At 46.4% G+C, this 18,933-nt stretch carries 14 protein-coding genes; 2 read left to right on the forward strand and 12 right to left on the reverse strand.

Annotated features, from left to right (window positions below; translation table 11 throughout):
* Positions 1-78: 78 nt before the first annotated feature.
* The 5 genes from V1358_RS13225 to V1358_RS13245 all read right to left on the reverse strand — a co-directional run bounded on the left by V1358_RS13225 (position 79) and on the right by V1358_RS13245 (position 5,360).
* Positions 79-981 carry a sensor domain-containing diguanylate cyclase gene (locus tag V1358_RS13225; protein ID WP_347393823.1) on the reverse strand — a complete coding sequence of 301 codons (903 nt, stop codon included), beginning with the start codon at positions 979-981 and terminating at the stop codon, positions 79-81.
* A gap of 232 nt (positions 982-1,213) precedes the next feature.
* Positions 1,214-2,473 carry an outer membrane protein transport protein gene (locus V1358_RS13230; protein ID WP_347393824.1) on the reverse strand — a complete coding sequence of 420 codons (1,260 nt, stop codon included), beginning with the start codon at positions 2,471-2,473 and terminating at the stop codon, positions 1,214-1,216.
* A 515-nt stretch (positions 2,474-2,988) separates the two neighbouring features.
* Positions 2,989-4,230 (reverse strand): cyclic di-GMP phosphodiesterase, encoded by a 1,242-nt coding sequence (locus V1358_RS13235; RefSeq protein WP_347393825.1) that lies wholly within the window; start codon positions 4,228-4,230, stop codon positions 2,989-2,991.
* Between the two features lie 89 nt (positions 4,231-4,319).
* Positions 4,320-4,655: a ribonuclease E inhibitor RraB gene (gene rraB, locus V1358_RS13240; protein WP_347390573.1), complete on the reverse strand. Its 336-nt coding sequence runs from the start codon at positions 4,653-4,655 to the stop codon at positions 4,320-4,322.
* Positions 4,656-5,360: a 1-acylglycerol-3-phosphate O-acyltransferase gene (locus tag V1358_RS13245; RefSeq protein WP_347393915.1), complete on the reverse strand. Its 705-nt coding sequence runs from the start codon at positions 5,358-5,360 to the stop codon at positions 4,656-4,658.
* Positions 5,361-5,707: 347 nt separating this feature from the next.
* On the opposite strand from V1358_RS13245, the gene katG reads away from it, so the two are divergent.
* Both katG and V1358_RS13255 read left to right on the forward strand, forming a co-directional pair.
* Positions 5,708-7,870 (forward strand): catalase/peroxidase HPI, encoded by a 2,163-nt coding sequence (gene katG, locus V1358_RS13250; protein ID WP_347390571.1) that lies wholly within the window; start codon positions 5,708-5,710, stop codon positions 7,868-7,870.
* 494 nt (positions 7,871-8,364) lie between these two features.
* Positions 8,365-10,935, forward strand: coding sequence for a TonB-dependent receptor plug domain-containing protein (locus V1358_RS13255; RefSeq protein ID WP_347393826.1), 2,571 nt, complete (start codon positions 8,365-8,367; stop codon positions 10,933-10,935).
* Positions 10,936-10,980: 45 nt separating this feature from the next.
* On the opposite strand, the gene parC is transcribed toward V1358_RS13255, so the two are convergent.
* The 7 genes from parC to V1358_RS13290 form a co-directional block, all read right to left on the reverse strand.
* Entirely contained in the window at positions 10,981-13,278 is a 2,298-nt protein-coding gene (gene parC / locus V1358_RS13260) for a DNA topoisomerase IV subunit A (RefSeq protein ID WP_347390569.1), read from the reverse strand.
* Positions 13,279-13,294: 16 nt separating this feature from the next.
* A complete protein-coding gene (locus V1358_RS13265; RefSeq protein WP_347393827.1) occupies positions 13,295-14,389 on the reverse strand; it encodes a PQQ-dependent sugar dehydrogenase in 1,095 nt (364 codons plus the stop codon).
* A 113-nt stretch (positions 14,390-14,502) separates the two neighbouring features.
* The gene (gene parE, locus V1358_RS13270; protein ID WP_347390567.1) at positions 14,503-16,398 is read right to left on the reverse strand and encodes a DNA topoisomerase IV subunit B; all 1,896 of its coding nucleotides are present in this window, start codon (positions 16,396-16,398) and stop codon (positions 14,503-14,505) included.
* A 24-nt stretch (positions 16,399-16,422) separates the two neighbouring features.
* Positions 16,423-17,004 carry a YqiA/YcfP family alpha/beta fold hydrolase gene (locus tag V1358_RS13275; RefSeq protein WP_347393828.1) on the reverse strand — a complete coding sequence of 194 codons (582 nt, stop codon included), beginning with the start codon at positions 17,002-17,004 and terminating at the stop codon, positions 16,423-16,425.
* Positions 16,989-17,768 (reverse strand): metallophosphoesterase, encoded by a 780-nt coding sequence (locus V1358_RS13280; RefSeq protein ID WP_347390565.1) that lies wholly within the window; start codon positions 17,766-17,768, stop codon positions 16,989-16,991. Before V1358_RS13280 ends, V1358_RS13275 begins: the two co-directional genes overlap by 16 nt.
* A complete protein-coding gene (locus V1358_RS13285; protein WP_347390564.1) occupies positions 17,755-18,213 on the reverse strand; it encodes a DUF1249 domain-containing protein in 459 nt (152 codons plus the stop codon). The genes V1358_RS13280 and V1358_RS13285 overlap by 14 nt, the downstream gene beginning before the upstream one ends.
* Positions 18,210-18,839, reverse strand: coding sequence for an NUDIX domain-containing protein (locus V1358_RS13290; protein WP_347393829.1), 630 nt, complete (start codon positions 18,837-18,839; stop codon positions 18,210-18,212). Before V1358_RS13290 ends, V1358_RS13285 begins: the two co-directional genes overlap by 4 nt.
* Positions 18,840-18,933 lie beyond the last annotated feature (94 nt).

Raw genomic sequence — 18,933 nt, forward strand, 5'->3', positions numbered from 1 at the left:
TTCTAACAGGGTTAGAAATGGTTTCGATAAATGTAATTACATCACCATAATTTGGTCGCGTTTTAAGTTCACTCAATGCTAACCCTGCTCACTTTTGATCATACGCATTTGTTTATCTGCTTCTGCGATGATCTCGTCAGCACTTTTTTGCTCTCCAAGGAACATAGCAATTCCGGTATGAGCGGCTCCAGTGTAGGTCACTCCTTGAATTGAATACTCACGGGCAATGACAGATTCTATTTTATCAGCAATATGCTCAACACTCTCATGGGCGACATTCTGATCTGCGCTAAGGCCTTCTACAAGCACTGCAAATTCACCATCTCCGAGGCTTGCAATACTATCCGCTTCACGGGTTACATGACGCAAGCGATTAGCTACTTCAATCAAGTATGCATCACCAGCTGCGTGACCGAAATCATAGGTAATACTTTTGAATTTATCAGTGCTGATACAGATCACCCCACCTGAGCTTTGGTAGCGTTTACTCAATTGCAATGCGTGGGTTAATCGGTCAAAGAAATAACGGCGATTTAATAGGCCCGTAAGAGCATCAGAGGAAGCGGCATGTTTTAGTTGCTCTTCCAAGTCTCGTCTTTTAGTGATGTCAGTTGAAACTCCCAGAATACCCACAATTTTATTGGGTTCTTGGACGCTAAAAAGTGGCGTTTTCACTTCCCAATAAATCGCTTTTCGGCCATCTGGATAGGGAACGATCACCTCCTCTTTAGTGCGCTCTCCAACTAACACTTTGGCATCAGAGTCGCGAATATTTTTGACCGTATCTGCAGGGAAAAAATCGTGATCACCAAATTGTTCTAGGGTGTCCTCAGAACAGCCAAACAAATCTAAGGTTTGCTTGTTAGCATACACATATAAAGAGTGTTCATTTTTGATGTATACGTATGCGGGCACATTATCGAGCGCAAACTTAAGCTGCGAGATTTGCGCTTTAAGTTGATCAGTATTTTCCTCATTCACGACAACTGGCTCCTAGCAAAAACTCTGAATTTGATAGTGAACCATAAAGCGCATTTCCTCAAGGTAGGCGGTAAAACAATATAAAACCGGCAAAGTTAAACCTAATAGTAGCAGCTAATACTTATCGCCATAATGCGCCGAGAAACAATTGGACTGAAGCTAAGCTCATCGGTTTATAAACATAAAAAAGCCAAGCATAAGCTTGGCTTTTAAAACTTAAAACAGCGAGCTATTAGAAGCTGTAGTTGTACTGCGCACCGAATAGGTAAGCGTTACCTTCTGATTCAAAGCCCCACTGTTGCTGGAAGTTATCGCCTTCAACAAAGTTCTGCTTCTTACCACGAAGAATACTTGCACCTAAATCTACACTTGATACGTCATCTAGCTGCCACTGGGCACCGAACGACAACCAAAAACGGTCTGTATCAGGAATAGAGATTGATAAGTGCTGTTGTGATACTGGTGATTCGTCAAATGCGATACCCGCACGTAATTTCCATTGTTCATTTAGCTGGTAGTCACCACCCACTGATACACGGATTGCGTCCGAGAAGTCTTCTGTTTTAGAGAAAACAGGAGTATCGCTCCTTGGCACGTATGCTTCAAGTTTGTCGAAGCTGCTCCAGCCAGTCCAAAGCACGCTGTAGTGTACACCGTACTCTTGTGTTAACTGGTGTGAGCCTGAGAACTCAGCGATAGCTGGCAGCGTTAACTCTAAAGTGCCTGGCAGAACCTGACCTTCAAGACCACCTAATGCCGCTGGTAATTGATTACTGTATTCACCATCGAATGTTAGGTCAGTTTCACTGCGGTAGTGGAAACCAAAACGGTTGTGCTCATCCAGTGAGAAAGCAACACCTGCATTCCAGCCAAAACCTGAGTCATCCCCTTCAAGGTGCGCAGCTTGTAAGCTATTAGGCGCGCCAAAAGGGTTCGCACCTAAAGTACGCAATACTTTTGCGTCAGCATAGACGTGGTTAAGACCAAAAGCGACCGTCCATGCATCGTTAAACTGATAAGAAACAGACACATTTGAGTTAATTGTCACAATTTCAGTTTCACCCGCAATTTGGCCTGCGGCATAATCGCGATTAAACTCAGTGGCTAAACCGAAGTTTGAAAACACACCGAAACCTAGACTCACTTGCTCGTTCACTGGCATCGTGAAGAAACCAGCCGGGATCACCGCACTTGGGGCAATACTACTATCGTCAAGCACGCTGGCATCAAGACCATTGTTGGTGCTTTGGCCTTCTAGGCTCACATCTGGCAATACATAAATTGCTGCAACCGATAGCTGTGCTTTATCGAACTGTGACATAAGCGCAGGGTTACGTGCTACTACAGATGCATCCTCAGCAACCGCAGCTTCACCAGCATACGCACGACCAAGACCTGAAACATTTTGCTCCGCAAGTTGGAAGGCAGCGGCAAAAGATTCTGTTGATAATAGCGCCAGTGATGCCGCTAGTAATGTCTTTTTGAATTGCATACTTCAATCTCATTGTTGTCTTTTTTAACCTGCATACACTAGCACTATTCAATGCTAAAAAGCTGTTAAATATAGTTAACAACGCGTAATTTAAGCGCAAACTTGCGCATTTTTCAGCTAAAAATGCAACTGGTATGTCCTCAATACACAAAGATGATAATAATTCCCATTAGCATTGACTATGTAAATCATCCCTTTAAACTAGCAATATAAGTATGAAAGGGAATAAAGCATGTTAATTACCATTTCGCTCATTGTGGTCGCACTGCTTTTTTGCGCGATGGGCGCGTTTTGGTTTCTAAAAGCAAATTACTGTGCTTGCCATCGCCAGGGCCAATGCGACAATCCTGTCACGCACTATTGGTTGGCGGCCATGTTATGCCAAATGGTCAGCTTTGCGAGTTGTTGTATAGCACTGCATACAGTCTACGGGACACTGTTGTGGATGGTGCTGATTACAAGTTGTATGGGAGGCGTGCTGTTAGGCGCGAGGCTAAGCAACAAACAGACATGTACTAAGGCAGCAAATGCTCTTTTAGTAGGCGAGATAAATTAAGTTCAAACTCCGTGCCCTGAGTGCTACCGATGATTTTAATGTCATCCTTGAGCACACTTAAATCAACATCTTTCGCAGTTATATGATGGCGATGCAAGGTGTTATAGAACACGCGAACCTTTGGCTTTATCGGATTATCTTCATTGCCCTGCACAACCATTGCAAGTCGCTCATTCGTTAAGCGCACCAAAGTGCCTACAGGATGAATGCCTACACATTTGATAAAGCGTTGCACCAAAGCTTGGTCAAAAGCACTCTTTTGCGACAGCAAAAAGCGCAAAGCCGCCAATGACTCTTCACCTTTTTTATATGGTTTGTCGGCTATCATGGCCGCATACACATCGACAATATTAAGAATTCGCGCTTCGCGAGAAAGTTTATCTCCATCAATACCGCGCGGGTAACCGCTGCCATCAATACGTTCATGATGATTGACTATCATCTCCAGCATCATATTGGTGATGTGTTTTTGGCCTTTGAGCATCCCAAGACCCAAGGCAACATGACGGCGCACTGCTTTAAGCTCAAGATCCGTGAGTTTACCCGGCTTGGTTAAAATACCCTGTGGCACTTTCGCTAAGCCAATGTCGTGCAACAAAGCTGCAAGCGCCATTTGTCTCACCTTATTGATCTCATACCCCAGATAACGAGCAAAGATTGCTGTGAGAATGGCGCAATTAAGCATATGACGCCAAGTGTAGCTATTTTTATCACGCAGTAGGGTCAATGCAGCCATGGCGTCTGGGTTACGAAATACCGAATCAACGATGGCATCAGCCACATCGCTCAGCAACTCCATGTTCACTTGCATACCCGAGGTCAACTCGTGATACATCGCCCGCAACTTAACCATACTTTGCTCATAACAAGTGCTGGCAATCAGAAATTCTTGTTCCAGTGTTGCTTGGGTCAAATCGCGGTCGCTTAACTTAGGCTTCGCCACCATCGTTTGTTCTGTGGATGTATTGCCATCTTTATTGGCTTGTTTGGCAGGTTGTAAATGCCTTGGTATCGGCACATCGCTTTGCGAAAAGTCGATGATCAGTTCCTCAACTCCTTCTTTGACAAGGCGTTGAATAATAGCGGGTTCACGGACCATGCCGCGGGTTTTGATTTTTATTGATGCACCTTGAGATTGCCTATTCACCCGTTCAACAAACATACCGGGTTTTAACTCACTAATAGGTAAGGAGATCAACATAAGAAGAAGTGTACAGAAACTGAAAAATGAAGATGGAAATTACCATCAACTAGTAATAAAAGTCTAGAAAAGGTGGTTAAAACCACCCTTTAGTCTTGGAAGTAAGTACCCCAACCGTCGTATTCGACCTTGTTTTGTTCCGCTATAGCTACAAGCCTATCAACGTCTTCCATGATAGCTTCAGTGTTTAACTCACACTCAACTACCACGTCAAAGCCCCAGATAGTACCGCCATCTTCTAGCTCTAACTCAGCAGGCTCTTCAACATCGTAGCCAAGCTTGAATGCCGCTAGCGCTGCGTTTTCTAATGCAGCAAAATCTTCGCATACAAAATGGTGCTCTACTTCGTACAGTAATTCAGGGTTCGAGCCATCTTCTAACAATGACTCAACAATCTCTTCGCTTATTTCGCGCCAGTTTTCCATTTAGGTTCTCTCATTCAATTGCGCCAAAGTTTCATTCATTACTTCATGAAAGTGATCGGCATACTGACGGGCACTCATAGAAGCATCGAGCAATTGCGGCGCTAACATTTTGATGTAAATAGTACCATTATCCCAGCGATTTAGCTTAATGCATTTATTGGTATCGCTCATAATTACCGGAATTACAGGGATATTAGCATTCACCGCAGTATGAAATGCACCGGTTTTAAACGGCAATAGACCACGGCCATAACTGCGCGTACCTTCTGGGAACATCCACAACGACAAACCACCTTGTTTGAGCTTCTCAGTTGTTTTGTTAATCGTGGCCATGGCTTTTTTGCGATTCGCACGGTCGATTAGAATATTACCTGATAACCAATATAGTTGGCCGAAGAAAGGGATCCACTTCAAGCTTTTCTTACCTAGGCTTACCGTATTGCGTTGCAGCGCCCCTGGTAGGAAGAAAATATCATAGTTATTCTGATGGTTAGCTATGTACACGGCAGGCTCACCACTGACAATTGCAGGGTCTTTTTCAATAACTACTTTAACACCAAACAAGGGTGACATACGCGCATACCAACTGCCGATCACACGTACATTGTCGCCATGAAACGGGCGCAAAATACACAAAATGAAACCAGCAAGAAAGCTAAAAGGTATAAAAATAGCGACCACTAACAAACGTAACAATGCCAGCACAATAAACTCCCCACATCGATAATGCACGGCATTATACATACGCGTGGGATTTTTAGCGAACACTTGTAAGCCACAGATTCTATGAGTGCAATACCGGCCCAGAGAAAAGCGTAAAAATCGTGGCATTAAACACCCATACAGAGGCAAACACTAACAAGATCAAAAGCCAATGTCGCAATAAAAAAACCGATGGAACACATCGATTTAAATTCCCGAAACTGGGCATAAAAAGTCATTTTAATGAGCTACACTTTGGTTAATTAAAGTACTACATCTTAGCAAGTTACCGGATGTAACAGTTTCTTTTGACCTAGGGTTAAGACGTTTAACCTACCAAGGAGCGCACAATGGCAAAATGCCCGATCATGCACGGTGGCCTTACCAAAACTGAAAAGTCGAATACCGATTGGTGGCCAAATACACTGAACCTCGACATTCTCCATCAACACGACACCAAGTCGAACCCATACGGCCATGAATTTAATTACGCCGAAGAATTTAAAAAAATTGACCTTGAAGAACTCAAATCAGATTTGAAGAACCTCATGACTGACAGCCAACCTTGGTGGCCAGCAGATTGGGGGCACTATGGTGGTCTCATGATTCGCATGGCGTGGCACGCAGCCGGCTCATACCGTATTGCTGATGGACGTGGCGGTGGTGGCACGGGCAACCAACGCTTTGCACCACTCAATTCATGGCCAGACAATGCCAACTTGGACAAAGCCCGTCGCCTATTGTGGCCGATTAAGAAAAAATACGGCAACCGCTTATCATGGGCAGATTTAATGATTCTGGCTGGCAATATGGCTTATGAATCAATGGGATTAAAAACATTTGGCTTTGCCGGAGGCCGTGAAGACATTTGGCACCCAGAAAAAGACGTGTATTGGGGCGCTGAAAAAGAATGGTTGGCGCCGAGCGACGAGCGCTATGAAAGTGTTGATGAGCCAAACACCATGGAAAACCCCTTGGCAGCTGTGCAAATGGGCCTCATCTATGTCAATCCTGAAGGTGTCAATGGCAACCCCGACCCATTGAAAACAGCCGAGCAAGTGCGTGAAACGTTTGCGCGCATGGCGATGAATGATGAAGAAACAGCGGCGCTGACAGTCGGTGGCCATACAGTGGGGAAAACTCATGGTAATGGCGATGCCGACATACTCGGGCCAGAGCCAGAAGCGGCAGATATCAGCGAACAAGGGTTAGGCTGGAACAACCACCAAAAACGCGGTATCGGCCGCGATACGGTGACGTCGGGTATCGAAGGCGCATGGACTACTTACCCAACCAAATGGGATAACGGCTATTGTCATTTGCTGCTGAGCTATGAGTGGGAACTGAAAAAGAGCCCAGCTGGCGCATGGCAGTGGGAGCCTATCGACATCAAAGAGGAAGACAAACCTGTTGACGTCGAAGACCCGAGCATTCGCCATAATCCAATCATGACTGATGCAGACATGGCCATGAAAATGGACCCGAGCTATCGTAAAATCATCGAGCGATTCCATCAAGATTTCGATTATTTCTCTGATGTCTTTGCGCGTGCTTGGTTTAAGCTAACACACCGTGATTTAGGACCCAAAGCGCGTTACATGGGTGCGGATGTGCCTCTCGAAGATTTGCTTTGGCAAGACCCCATTCCAGAAGTGACCTACATTCTCAGCAATAAGGAAATTGAGGAGTTGAAGGTACAGCTGCTGAACTGCGGTGTCACGCCCGCCGAACTCATAAATACGGCGTGGGACAGTGCCCGTACATACCGTGGTTCCGATCACCGAGGTGGGGCAAATGGCGCTCGCATTCGCTTAGCGCCACAAAAAGATTGGCCGGGTAATGAGCCTGAACGTCTGAACCGCGTGCTTGCTGCCATCGGCAAAGTACAAAAAGAGTTGAGCAAACCCATTAGCATGGCCGATTTGATTGTACTCGGTGGCAGCGCCGCCGTTGAACAAGCTGCGCGCAATGCCGGAGTTGCTATCACGGTACCTTTCTCCCCTGGTCGCGGTGATGCAACACCCGAGATGACTGATGCAGAGTCATTTGCGCCGCTTGAACCATTGGCCGATGGCTACCGTAATTGGTTAAAACAAGAGTATGCCGTATCCGCTGAAGAGATGTTACTCGATAGAACGCAACTTATGGGCTTAACGGCACCAGAGATGACGGTATTAATTGGTGGTATGCGGGTGTTGGGCACAAACCACGGTGGCAGTAAACATGGCGTGTTCACCAACCGAGTAGGTCAACTCACCACTGATTTCTTTGTCAATCTTACCGACATGGCTTATCGTTGGGAGCCAAACGGTGATGGCACATACAACATTGTTGAGCGCAACTCTGGCAACACCCAGTGGACCGCAACACGTGTTGATTTGGTGTTCGGCTCAAACTCGATACTCAGAGCTTACGCTGAGTTTTACGCTCAAGATGATAACAATCATCGCTTTGTACATGACTTTGTGAAAGCGTGGGTAAAAGTGATGGATGCTGACAGATTCGACTTGTAAGCATATTAACTTCATGCCCTAAGCCTTAACTTAATCCACTAAGCCGGAACCCACAAAGTTCCGGCTTTTTTGTTCACCTCTTTGTTCAATTCCATGTGCTGCAAATAATAAACAATGAATATTGCATAACTTAATCGAATAAGAAATTTGACTTTGCACGCTGGATATTTGGACTCAATTCGTGTACAACTGCCACATACCCGTGCTTAGAAAATTAGATTGTTTAATCTAATAACAATAATAAATAACAGCTTTCTAAATAAACCTTTCTCTTGATACGCAAATCAGGGATGAAAGTGTCGTTCTAGTGGGCACTGTCGCTTACATAAAAGCGCTCCTGCCCGTTCTTATGAATTACAGCCTAAGCACCCAATAAAAACGATATACCTTGGTCGTTCATTGTTAACCGCCAAGAAATTCAGTATTTGGGCTAACCCGCAAAACCTGTGTGGTCAGCTTATTGGTAGTCATAATAATCATTAGGAAAGCAATATATGAAATCGACAGATTTTTATTTCCCCGCATTGAAGCGTTCTACAATCGCAGTAGCAGCTGTGTGTGGCTCCTTAATCACAATCAGTCATTCAGCATCAGCTGCAGAAAATACCGGTGCACAAGATGCCAATATTGAGAAAATCAGCGTCGTGGGTTCACGACGTATTGGCCGTACTATTAATGATTCTCCAGTGCCTATCGATGTGATTGACGCAGCATCAATTCAAGCAACAGGCTTGACTGAAACTAACATGATCCTCAACACCTTGCTGCCGAGTTTTAACTTTCCACAGCCTTCTATCACCGACGGCACTGATCACGTTCGTCCAGCACAACTGCGTGGCCTAGCGCCGGATCACACTCTGGTCTTGGTCAACGGTAAGCGCCGCCACACCAGCGCATTGTTGAACGTAAATGGTTCAGCAGGTCGCGGCTCATCGGCCGTCGATTTGAATGCCATTCCTGCCAATGCCATTAAACGTATTGAAGTCTTGCGTGACGGCGCTGCAGCACAATATGGCTCAGATGCGATTGCGGGTGTGATCAACATCGTACTTAAAGATAATGATGAAGGTGGGGAACTATCCGCCACGTATGGCGCCAACGTGACCAAGATGGACGGTGTACCTGATCTAAAAAGTGTAACCACTGATGCTAATGGCGATCTCGCATTTACTACAGGTGGTGATCGTGAGCGCACGGATGGACAAACCCTGACACTGCGCGCCAATACTGGTTTTACGTGGGGTGACGATGGCTTTGTTGCCGTTGCTGCCGAGTATCGTGACCGTAATGCATCAAATCGCGCAGACTTCGACCCGCGTGAGAACTATGCCCGCCAAGATGATGGCAGTATCGACCCACGTGAGCTAAGCGTTAATCGCTACAATCACATCTTTGGTAATGGCGCCGTTGAGGATATGGCGCTATTCGTTAATGCGGGTAAATCTATCAACAACGACCTTGAGTTCTATGCTACTGCAGGTATGAGCCGCCGTGACTCACAAGGTTCCGGTTTCTATCGTCGTGCTCAAGACTCACGCAATGTTCTCGCGATATACCCAGATGGATTTTTGCCAGCAATTACCACTGATATCAAAGACCAATCTGTTGTAGCCGGCCTTAAAGGAATTTATGGTGAGTGGAACTATGATGTCTCGTTTAACTATGGCGGTAATGAGCTCCAATACGGTGTTGTAAATACGCTCAACACCTCGCTAGGTCCGACAAGCCAAACTGAGTTTGATGCAGGCGCGTTAGAATACGATCAATATCTTGTGAACTTCGATGCGTCACGCCTAATCACAGTCGATGCATTCGCAAGCGATATGAACCTAGCGTTTGGCCTTGAGTTCCGCGAAGAGAACTACAAGATCACCGCGGGTGAAGAGAATTCCTACATTCAAGGCAGCTTTGGTCCGGGTGGTGCAGAAACTGACCCTGTTGATGGCCCATTTGGCGCCGCGGGCTCTCAGGTTTTCCCAGGCTTTACTCCTGCCTCAGCAGGCGACAATGACCGTAATAACTGGAGTGCGTACATTGATTTAGAAGCAGATGTTACAGAAATCTGGAACGTGGCCATTGCAGGGCGCTATGAAGATTACTCTGACTTCGGCAGCACATTTAACTGGAAGTGGTCGAACCGTATCACTGTGACCGATGATTTTGCACTTCGAGGTTCTATCTCAACAGGCTTCCGCGCTCCGTCATTGCAACAGCAATACTTTACCTCTATCTCAACGGTATTTGTGGACGGCGTTCCAACAGAAACGGGCACCTTTGCCCCTTCAAGTGACGTTGCGCAAGCGCTAGGTAGCCCAGGTCTGGATGCGGAAGAATCAGAAAACTACAGCCTCGGTTTCACTTATTCACCGAACGCCGACTTTAATCTAGCTATCGACTTCTACCGCATCGATATCGACGACCGAATTGTGTTATCGAATAACCTCTCAGGCGATGCAATTGAAACATTACTCGCAGGCACGGGGGCAACACGCGCACGTTTCTTCTTAAACGCAATTAACTCACGTACCGAAGGTGTTGATGTAGTCACGTCTTATACTCTTCGCACTAAGGATTACGGCAGTGTGTTATTTAACGCAGGTCTGAACTTCAATGACAACGAAGTGACCGATATTTTGCCACCACCTGACGTGCTTCAAGGCGCCGGTTTTGACCAAGATAACTTGTTCTCTGACGTGGAACTTCGCCGCTTTGAAGTGGGTTCACCAAAGAGCAAAATCAACTTAAGTGCAAGCTGGAGCTATGATGCTTATAACGTCACGCTACGCACAACACGCTATGGTGAAACTCAAGACCCCAGCTCAATCGCTGAGCGTAACGAGGTGATACCTGCAGAGTGGATCACTGATTTAGACACTAAGATGATGCTAACGGATAACATCGACGTATCACTAGGCGTGAATAACCTGTTTGATGTATACCCTAAGCCTACGCGCGAATTAGTGGATGATGTAACCACCTTCTCGAACATCTTCCCATATTCAGGCTTCTCACCTTACGGCTTCACAGGTCGTTATGTGTACGGCAAGGTGACCTTTACTTTCTAAGTAATTATCACAAAGCAATAAAAAAGAGGGCTTACGCCCTCTTTTTTATTCTTCTGTAGCTTCTACCACTTCAGGCTCTGGTGTACTCCCTGAGAGTTCCACTTCGCAGCCATCAACACGCTGCAAACCGCGCGGTAACTTATTACCACGACGACCACGTTCACCGTGATAGTGCTCTAGGTCGCTCGGCTTCAATGTCAGCTTACGCTTACCCGCAAGAAGAGTAACACTCGCTCCCTCAGGCACTACCGCAAGCAATTTCACATATTCCTCACGTGCCTGGACCTTGGCGCTTGGAATAGAGATGATCTTATTACCTTTACCTTTGGCTAACTTCGGCAAATCACGTAGAGGGAATAACAGCATTCGCCCTTCACTTGATATCGACATACAGTAGTCAGTCGCAATATCATTCACAGCGATAGGCTGCATTAGTAAGCCACCTTTTGGCAAGCTCACCAATGCCTTACCGTTTTTGTTTTTACTCACCAGATCGTTGAACTCAGCGACAAAACCATAACCCGCGTCACTGGCCATTAATAACATTTGTTCGTTATCCGCCATGACCGCGTATTCGAGCGTCGCTCCTGCGGCGATATTAAAACGCCCAGACATAGGCTCACCTTGGCTTCGAGCCGAAGGTAAACTATGAGCATCGGTGGCAAAAGCACGACCGCTTGAGTCTAGGAATACTGCAGGTTGGTTACTGCGGCCTTTCGCACTGGCTTTAAACTTATCGCCAGAACGATAGCTTAAACCTTCCGAGTCAACATCATGACCTTTAGCAACACGTGCCCAGCCTTTTTCTGAAAGCACAACAGTCACAGACTCAGATGGAATAAGGTCTTTTTCGCTTAATGCCTTCGCTTCTTCACGCTCAACCACTGGAGAGCGACGATCATCACCGTACATTTCGGCCGCTTCTTGAATCTCTTTTTTCATCAAGGTCGACATACGGCGTTCTGAGCCAAGAGTCATTTCAAGCTTGTCACGCTCTTTGGCAAGTTCATCCTGCTCACCGCGAATTTTAATCTCTTCTAGCTTAGCTAGATGACGAAGTTTTAAATCCAGAATCGCTTCGGCTTGGGTTTCAGTTAAACCGAAACGTTCCATCAATACTGGCTTAGGCTCATCCTCATTACGGATGATGGCAATCACCTCGTCGATGTTGAGGAAGGCAACCATCAAGCCTTCTAAGATGTGCAAACGCGCCAACACTTTATCAAGGCGGTACTGCAAACGGCGACGCACAGTATCACGGCGGAACACTAACCATTCATTCAAGATACTTTGTAGATCTTTTACTTGTGGTCGACCATCAAGGCCAATCATGTTCAAGTTTACGCGGTAGTTCTTTTCCAAATCCGTGGTCGCAAATAAGTGCGCCATTAACGGCTCGACTTTGATACGATTTGAGCGCGGAATAATCACGATACGCGTGGGGTTTTCGTGGTCAGATTCATCACGTAAGTCAGCCACCATAGGCAGTTTTTTCGCTGTCATCTGGCTGGCTATCTGCTCTAACACCTTGGCACCAGAACACTGATGCGGTAAGGCCGTGATCACCACTTCACCCTGCTCCACATGGTATTTCGCTCGCATTTTCAGCGAGCCACGACCTGTGGTGTAGATTTTCTCAATATCCGCTTTAGGAGTGATAATTTCCGCTTCAGTTGGGTAGTCTGGCGCTTTAACTATTTCAAGAAGCTCTTGAAGTTCAGTTTTTGGTTTATCCAGCAACAAACAACATGCTTCGGCCAATTCGCGCACGTTGTGCGGTGGAATGTCCGTTGCCATACCTACGGCAATACCGGTTACGCCATTGAGTAGGATATGAGGTAAACGTGCTGGTAACACCAGCGGCTCTTTCATCGTACCGTCGAAGTTAGGTGTCCAATCAACTGTGCCTTGACCTAGTTCCTTGAGCAGAACTTCAGAGAACTTCGACAAACGAGCTTCGGTATAACGCATTGCCGCAAACGATTTAGGGTCATCCGCAGCACCCCAGTTACCCTGACCATCCACCAGCGGGTAGCGGTAAGAAAATGGTTGCGCCATGAGCACCATGGCTTCATAACAGGCGCTATCACCATGCGGGTGATATTTACCCAATACGTCACCTACGGTACGCGCCGATTTTTTGTATTTTGCCGCTGCTGATAAACCCAGCTCACTCATAGCGTACACAATACGGCGCTGAACCGGCTTCAAACCATCACCAATGTGCGGTAGAGCGCGGTCCATAATCACGTACATGGAATAGTTTAGATAGGCGTCTTCTGTGAAGCGCCCCATAGTAAGCTGTTCTATGCCTTGTTGCGACAAGGTCGTTGTTTGTGTCATTGCTTCTTATCCAAACTTACTTTTTATTATATTGGATGCGATAGACAGCGTTCGCGAAGTCGTCTGAGACGAGCAAACTGCCATCTGGCATTTGCACCATAGCTACCGGGCGTCCGAAGGTTTCTTCGTTCTCCATAAAACCGGTAATAAATGGTGTGTAACCTGTTACTTTGTCGCCTTCAACGTTTGCTACCATCACGCGGTATCCCGCCTTCTTGGTGCGGTTCCAAGAACCATGCTCAGCGACAAACAACTGGTTTTTATATTCGCTTGGGAATTGCTCACCGGTATAGAAGTGAATACCCAGAGGTGCCACGTGCGCGCCCAAATTCAATGCTGGCTGCACGTAATCGCTCATATTTTTGCCTTTGCCATATTCAGGATCGGCAATTGTGCCGCCATGAAAATATGGGAAACCAAAGTGCTGACCTGGCTCAGTGATAACATTGATTTCACACGGTGGCATATCATCGCCCATCATGTCACGGCCGTTGTCGCTGAACCACAAATTGCCTGTTTTGGGGTGGTAGTCAAAACCCACAGAGTTACGGACACCGTTGGCGATGGTAGTCACTTTTCTGGTGTCCATATCTAATGAGTAGATCAACCCAAACTCAGGGTCTTCATCACAGATATTACATGGCACACCAACTGGGATGATTAGGTCGCCCTTAGGTGAGAAGCGAATGAACTTCCAACCGTGATGGCGTTTGTCAGGAAGCTGGTCAAAAACCACTTCCATTTCGGCCTTATCGAGGTTCTTATCGATGTCTTTAAAACGCACAATGCGCTCAACTTCTGCGACGTAAAGATCACCATCTTTATAGGCAATCCCTGAAGGCATATTTAGGCCTTCAGCTATCAAAACTGTGCGTTCTGCTTGACCATTATTGTCTGCGTCAATAAGAGCGTGAACCTTGCCGGCTTTACGTGAGCCCGCATAAACGATGCCGGAATCAGATAAAGCGAGTTGACGCGCATTTTCAACATCCAATGCATATGGCTCAATTGTAAATCCCTCGGGTACCACTAGACGATCGGTAATATCCGCAGCATGAGCACTGCCAGCGAACGCTAAACCAATTAAAGTACTAAGAATTTTATTACGCATGTTAACCCTTTTGATTCTTTGCTGTGCACAACACGACGCATGTGTGGCAACTAATTGTTCATGAGCATCCTGACTAAAACCACAGTCATCACTGTGATGCTCGATACGATTTTTTACAGCTCTACTTCAGCTTTATCGCCATGGTCTTCAAGCCATTGACGACGATCCCCAGAACGCTTTTTAGCAAGGAGCATGTCCATCACTTCCAGCGTTTGTTCCATCTCATCCAAAGTAAGTTGTACGAGACGACGCGTATTTGGATCCATGGTTGTTTCGCGCAGTTGCAGTGGGTTCATTTCACCCAGACCTTTAAAGCGCTGCACGTTTACTTTGCCACGCTTTTTCTCGGCTTCAATGCGATCTAGCACGCCGGTTTTCTCGTCCTCATCAAGGGCATAATAAACCTCTTTGCCGACGTCGATACGGTATAGCGGCGGCATCGCCACATACACGTGGCCTTGGCGTACAAGCGCAGGGAAATGCTTTACAAATAAAGCGCACAGCAAGGTGGCAATGTGTAATCCATCAGAGTCAGCATCGGCGAGGATACAGACTTTGCCGTAGCGCAGCCCGCTTAGGTCTTCGCTGTCTGGGTCAATACCCAACGCCACAGAAATATCATGTACTTCTTGTGATGCCAGAATTTGCCCTGATTCCACTTCCCACGTGTTAAGAATTTTACCGCGCAGCGGCATGATTGCTTGGAAGTCGCGATCACGTGCTTGTTTAGCGGAGCCGCCCGCTGAGTCACCCTCTACAAGGAACAGTTCAGTACGGTCAATTTCACTGCTACTACAGTCTGTGAGTTTGCCCGGTAATGCGGGGCCTTGAGTGACCTTTTTGCGCACTACTTTTTTCGCCGCGCGCATACGTCGCTGCGCGTTGCTGATACACATCTCAGCAAGCAGTTCGGCAACATCGGTGTGTTCGTTCAACCACAAACTAAATGAGTCTTTCACTACCCCAGATACAAACGCAGCGCATTGACGTGAAGATAGCTTCTCTTTTGTTTGTCCCGCGAATTGCGGATCTTGCATTTTTACTGATAAAACATACGAACACTTATCCCATATATCCTCTGGCGTTAAGCGCACGCCTCGCGGCAATAAGTTACGGAATTCACAAAACTCACGCATGGCCTCAAGAAGACCTTGGCGTAAACCATTTACGTGGGTACCACCTTGTGCGGTGGGGATAAGGTTTACATAACTTTCCGTGATGGACTCACCACCTTCAGGTAACCAAAGCAGTGCCCAATCGCAGCCCTCGGTAGCGCCACTGAATTCACCAGTGAAGGGTTCTTTAGGTAGGGTTTCATAGCCCTTGGTAGCGTCTTTAATGTAATCTTTAAGACCCGCTTCGTAGTACCACTCTTGCGTCTCTTTAGTTTGCTTATTAACAAAGCGAATACGCAAACCTGGGCAGAGTACAGCTTTCGCCTTAAGTACGTGGTTAAGCTTGCTCAAAGAGAAATTGGCAGAATCAAAATAGCTGGCATCAGGCCAAAAACGCACTGATGTTCCCGTGTTGCGTTTGCCAACGGTGCCCGTAACTTGCAGGTCTTGCACTTTGTCGCCATTGGCAAAAGCAATGTCATACACTTGCCCATCGCGACGCACAGTCACTTCCACGCGCGTAGATAATGCATTTACGACGGAAATACCTACGCCGTGCAAACCACCGGAAAATTGATAGTTCTTATTCGAGAACTTACCACCAGCGTGCAGCTTAGTAAGGATCAATTCAACCCCAGGGATACCCTCTTCTGGGTGGATATCCACCGGCATACCACGGCCATCATCAATGACCTCCAAAGAGTTATCTTCATGAAGAATTACATCGACTTTGGTGGCGTGACCCGCGAGGGCTTCGTCCACGCTGTTATCGATAACCTCTTGACCAAGGTGATTTGGGCGGGTGGTATCTGTATACATGCCCGGACGACGTTTGACAGGGTCCAGACCATTTAATACTTCAATTGCTTCGGCGTTATAATTCTGTTGGCTCATATTGTTATTCGTAAATAGCCTTTATTATTGAGGGTCTGCTGACCCCAGAGTGATATTCAAGAATCGCGCGATGGCGCCAAAATAGCGCTCAAATCCTACAAATCGGTGATCGCCTCCTGGCTCCACCACCTGCTGACAGTTTTGGTAATACTCAACAGCATGCTTATAGGGTAACACTTCATCACCTTCTTGTTGTAACAAAAACAAATGCTCGGGGGAAGATAAATGCTGTAAATAAAGTTGCTCCAGCGCAAGCAAATGCGTTTTATCAAGAATGTAGTGGTAGTCCTGATATGGGTTATATTGCTCACCCAGATAATCGACAAACATGGTCGCTGGGTTAACCGCTGGATTGACCAATACTGCGGGTATTTGATGCTTTTGCGACAAATAAGTGGCGTAAAAGCCACCGAGCGAGCTACCAATCAAAGCGGTGTCATCATCAATGAATGATTCCAATTGATCAATTGCCTTCGCAGGATCATGGCTCAAACGCGGTACGATGTAGTCACCTGACCAAGACGCCAGATATTCCCCCAACTGCACCGCTTTTTGTGATAATTCAGAGCTGTTAAAGCCGTGAATATAAATTAGTTTTGAAGCCATTTTACCTGCGTTGTTAATGTACCAGATTCGTCGATGTGTACTGTTCGATAGGCCGGCCCAAGCTGCTGTTGCTGCCAATCACTGGTATGTTTGGTAAATTGGATGGACGTGGCTGGTGTACCTAGGATCTGAACACCTTCATAGTGCAGCTCGTAGTGATTGTGTGCATGACCATGGACCACCGCTTTGACGTTGTGGTGCTCACTGTTGAGCAGTTCGAGCAATTGCGCGCCATTGTCAAGAATGTGCTTATCGATATAACCCGCCACCGGCATAGGATGATGATGACCAATGAGGACTTGGGCAACCTGGGTGTTCTTCAAGTTGATATCGATGTCAGATAAGTGGGTTGGCTGAATCCACCCCGCAGGCGTCGTGCCTTTCGTATTGATGAGCAACACGTGGGCGAACGGGTGCACTATGTGCTTAGCAGCATTAATTTGCCCACTACTGATACTGTTTAAAAGCGCTATTTCATCGTGATTGCCCGGCACCCAAAAAACAGGGCATGAGAGCTCACTTTGGTCGATGAGTTCGGCAAACACTCGATATGACTCGGCACTGTGATCTTGGGTGAGATCGCCACCAAACACCACAAAATCAAAATTCTCGTTCGCCATTGCACTGAGCGTTGCCCGCAAATTCTGCGCACAGTTTACATGGAAGTACTCGCCGTCTAAGTCAGCAAACAAATGGCAATCAGTAAAGTGGCCAAAATACAAAGGCTTGGCCTGTGCAAATTCGTATTGATTAAACCAAGTCACTGCCACAATCCCAATCAAGCACGGCTTCGCCGTGGGTCATACAGAATGTTAGCCAATCATGTAAGAATGCATTCACCTGATACTTCTCATCTTTTTGGTGCATCTTAGGATTTGGGTAACCATAAGCTGGCTTAATACGCTTGTGATAGTCAGGGTGGACCACCTCAGCAACACGGGCATCGTGGTAAATACGCACATTCATGGGCGGCGTAAACATCCCATCAATCGCGCCTTGGACTTGAGTGATGCAGATATCCGTCGTGTATTTGGCTGTGTGTTCAATCTTTACCTGATAGCGCTCATGGGTAATGTCCAACAACTTCGTTGCGCCCACATGCTGCTCTTGCGGCAAAATACGAATCACATTCGTGTAATTACGTTCACACAAAGTCAGGTATTTCGGTAATGATTGAATGTATCCTGCCTTTCTAACCACCCTCGTCACTCTTTATTCCACTGCTGTTGTAGTCGCTGCTCATTAAGTGCTAACCATTGTAGACTAATGACAGTAGCTGCGTTATCGATTTCACCGGATGCTAATCTGGCAAGCGCTTCATCAACGCCCATCACATGCACCTTGATGTCCTCTCCTTCTTCATCTAAGCCATAGAGTCCACCAACATTTACTTGGCTCAAATCAGTTTGCGCTAAATACAGATATAAACGCTCGGTGGTACCACCCGGACTCGATAAATAGGACAACATAAATTCCAACTCGCCCAATTCAAGTCCGGCTTCTTCTTTAGCTTCTTTGCGCACCACATCTGGGTAATCCTCACTGCCATCAGCCATACCGGCAATACACTCCAGCAACCAAGGATTGTCTTTAGTGGCTAAGGCACCGATACGTATTTGCTCAATGAGCAACACCTGACGAGTTTTAGGATCATAAGGCAATACTGCAACTGCATGACCCCGTTCAAATATTTCACGCTGAATCGTTTGGCTGCGGCCACCGGCGAATAATGCGTGGTTAAATCGGTACAAATCTATTTTAAAGAAGCCTTGGAAGACTCTTTGGGTACTTTCAATTTCAATATCATCACTTTTGAAACTGTTGATTTTATTCATATAAAACAAGCCGATTACGTAAATTAACAAAAACAAGAATAAACGCTACCGTTTACCCTTCCGCAAAATATAAATTCTGTTACACTTAAGCATA

This window comes from Pseudoalteromonas pernae (assembly GCF_039831865.1).
Taxonomy (GTDB): Bacteria; Pseudomonadota; Gammaproteobacteria; order Enterobacterales; family Alteromonadaceae; genus Pseudoalteromonas; species Pseudoalteromonas pernae.

Coding starts and splice junctions, on each gene's coding strand:
- V1358_RS13290 (WP_347393829.1), bottom strand. CDS start 18,839: ATGAATAAAATCAACAGTTTCAAAAGTGATGATATTGAAATTGAAAGT.
- V1358_RS13255 (WP_347393826.1), top strand. CDS start 8,365: ATGAAATCGACAGATTTTTATTTCCCCGCATTGAAGCGTTCTACAATC.
- parE (WP_347390567.1), bottom strand. CDS start 16,398: ATGAGCCAACAGAATTATAACGCCGAAGCAATTGAAGTATTAAATGGT.
- V1358_RS13230 (WP_347393824.1), bottom strand. CDS start 2,473: ATGCAATTCAAAAAGACATTACTAGCGGCATCACTGGCGCTATTATCA.
- V1358_RS13275 (WP_347393828.1), bottom strand. CDS start 17,004: ATGGCTTCAAAACTAATTTATATTCACGGCTTTAACAGCTCTGAATTA.
- rraB (WP_347390573.1), bottom strand. CDS start 4,655: ATGGAAAACTGGCGCGAAATAAGCGAAGAGATTGTTGAGTCATTGTTA.
- parC (WP_347390569.1), bottom strand. CDS start 13,278: ATGACACAAACAACGACCTTGTCGCAACAAGGCATAGAACAGCTTACT.
- V1358_RS13235 (WP_347393825.1), bottom strand. CDS start 4,230: ATGTTGATCTCCTTACCTATTAGTGAGTTAAAACCCGGTATGTTTGTT.
- V1358_RS13265 (WP_347393827.1), bottom strand. CDS start 14,389: ATGCGTAATAAAATTCTTAGTACTTTAATTGGTTTAGCGTTCGCTGGC.
- katG (WP_347390571.1), top strand. CDS start 5,708: ATGGCAAAATGCCCGATCATGCACGGTGGCCTTACCAAAACTGAAAAG.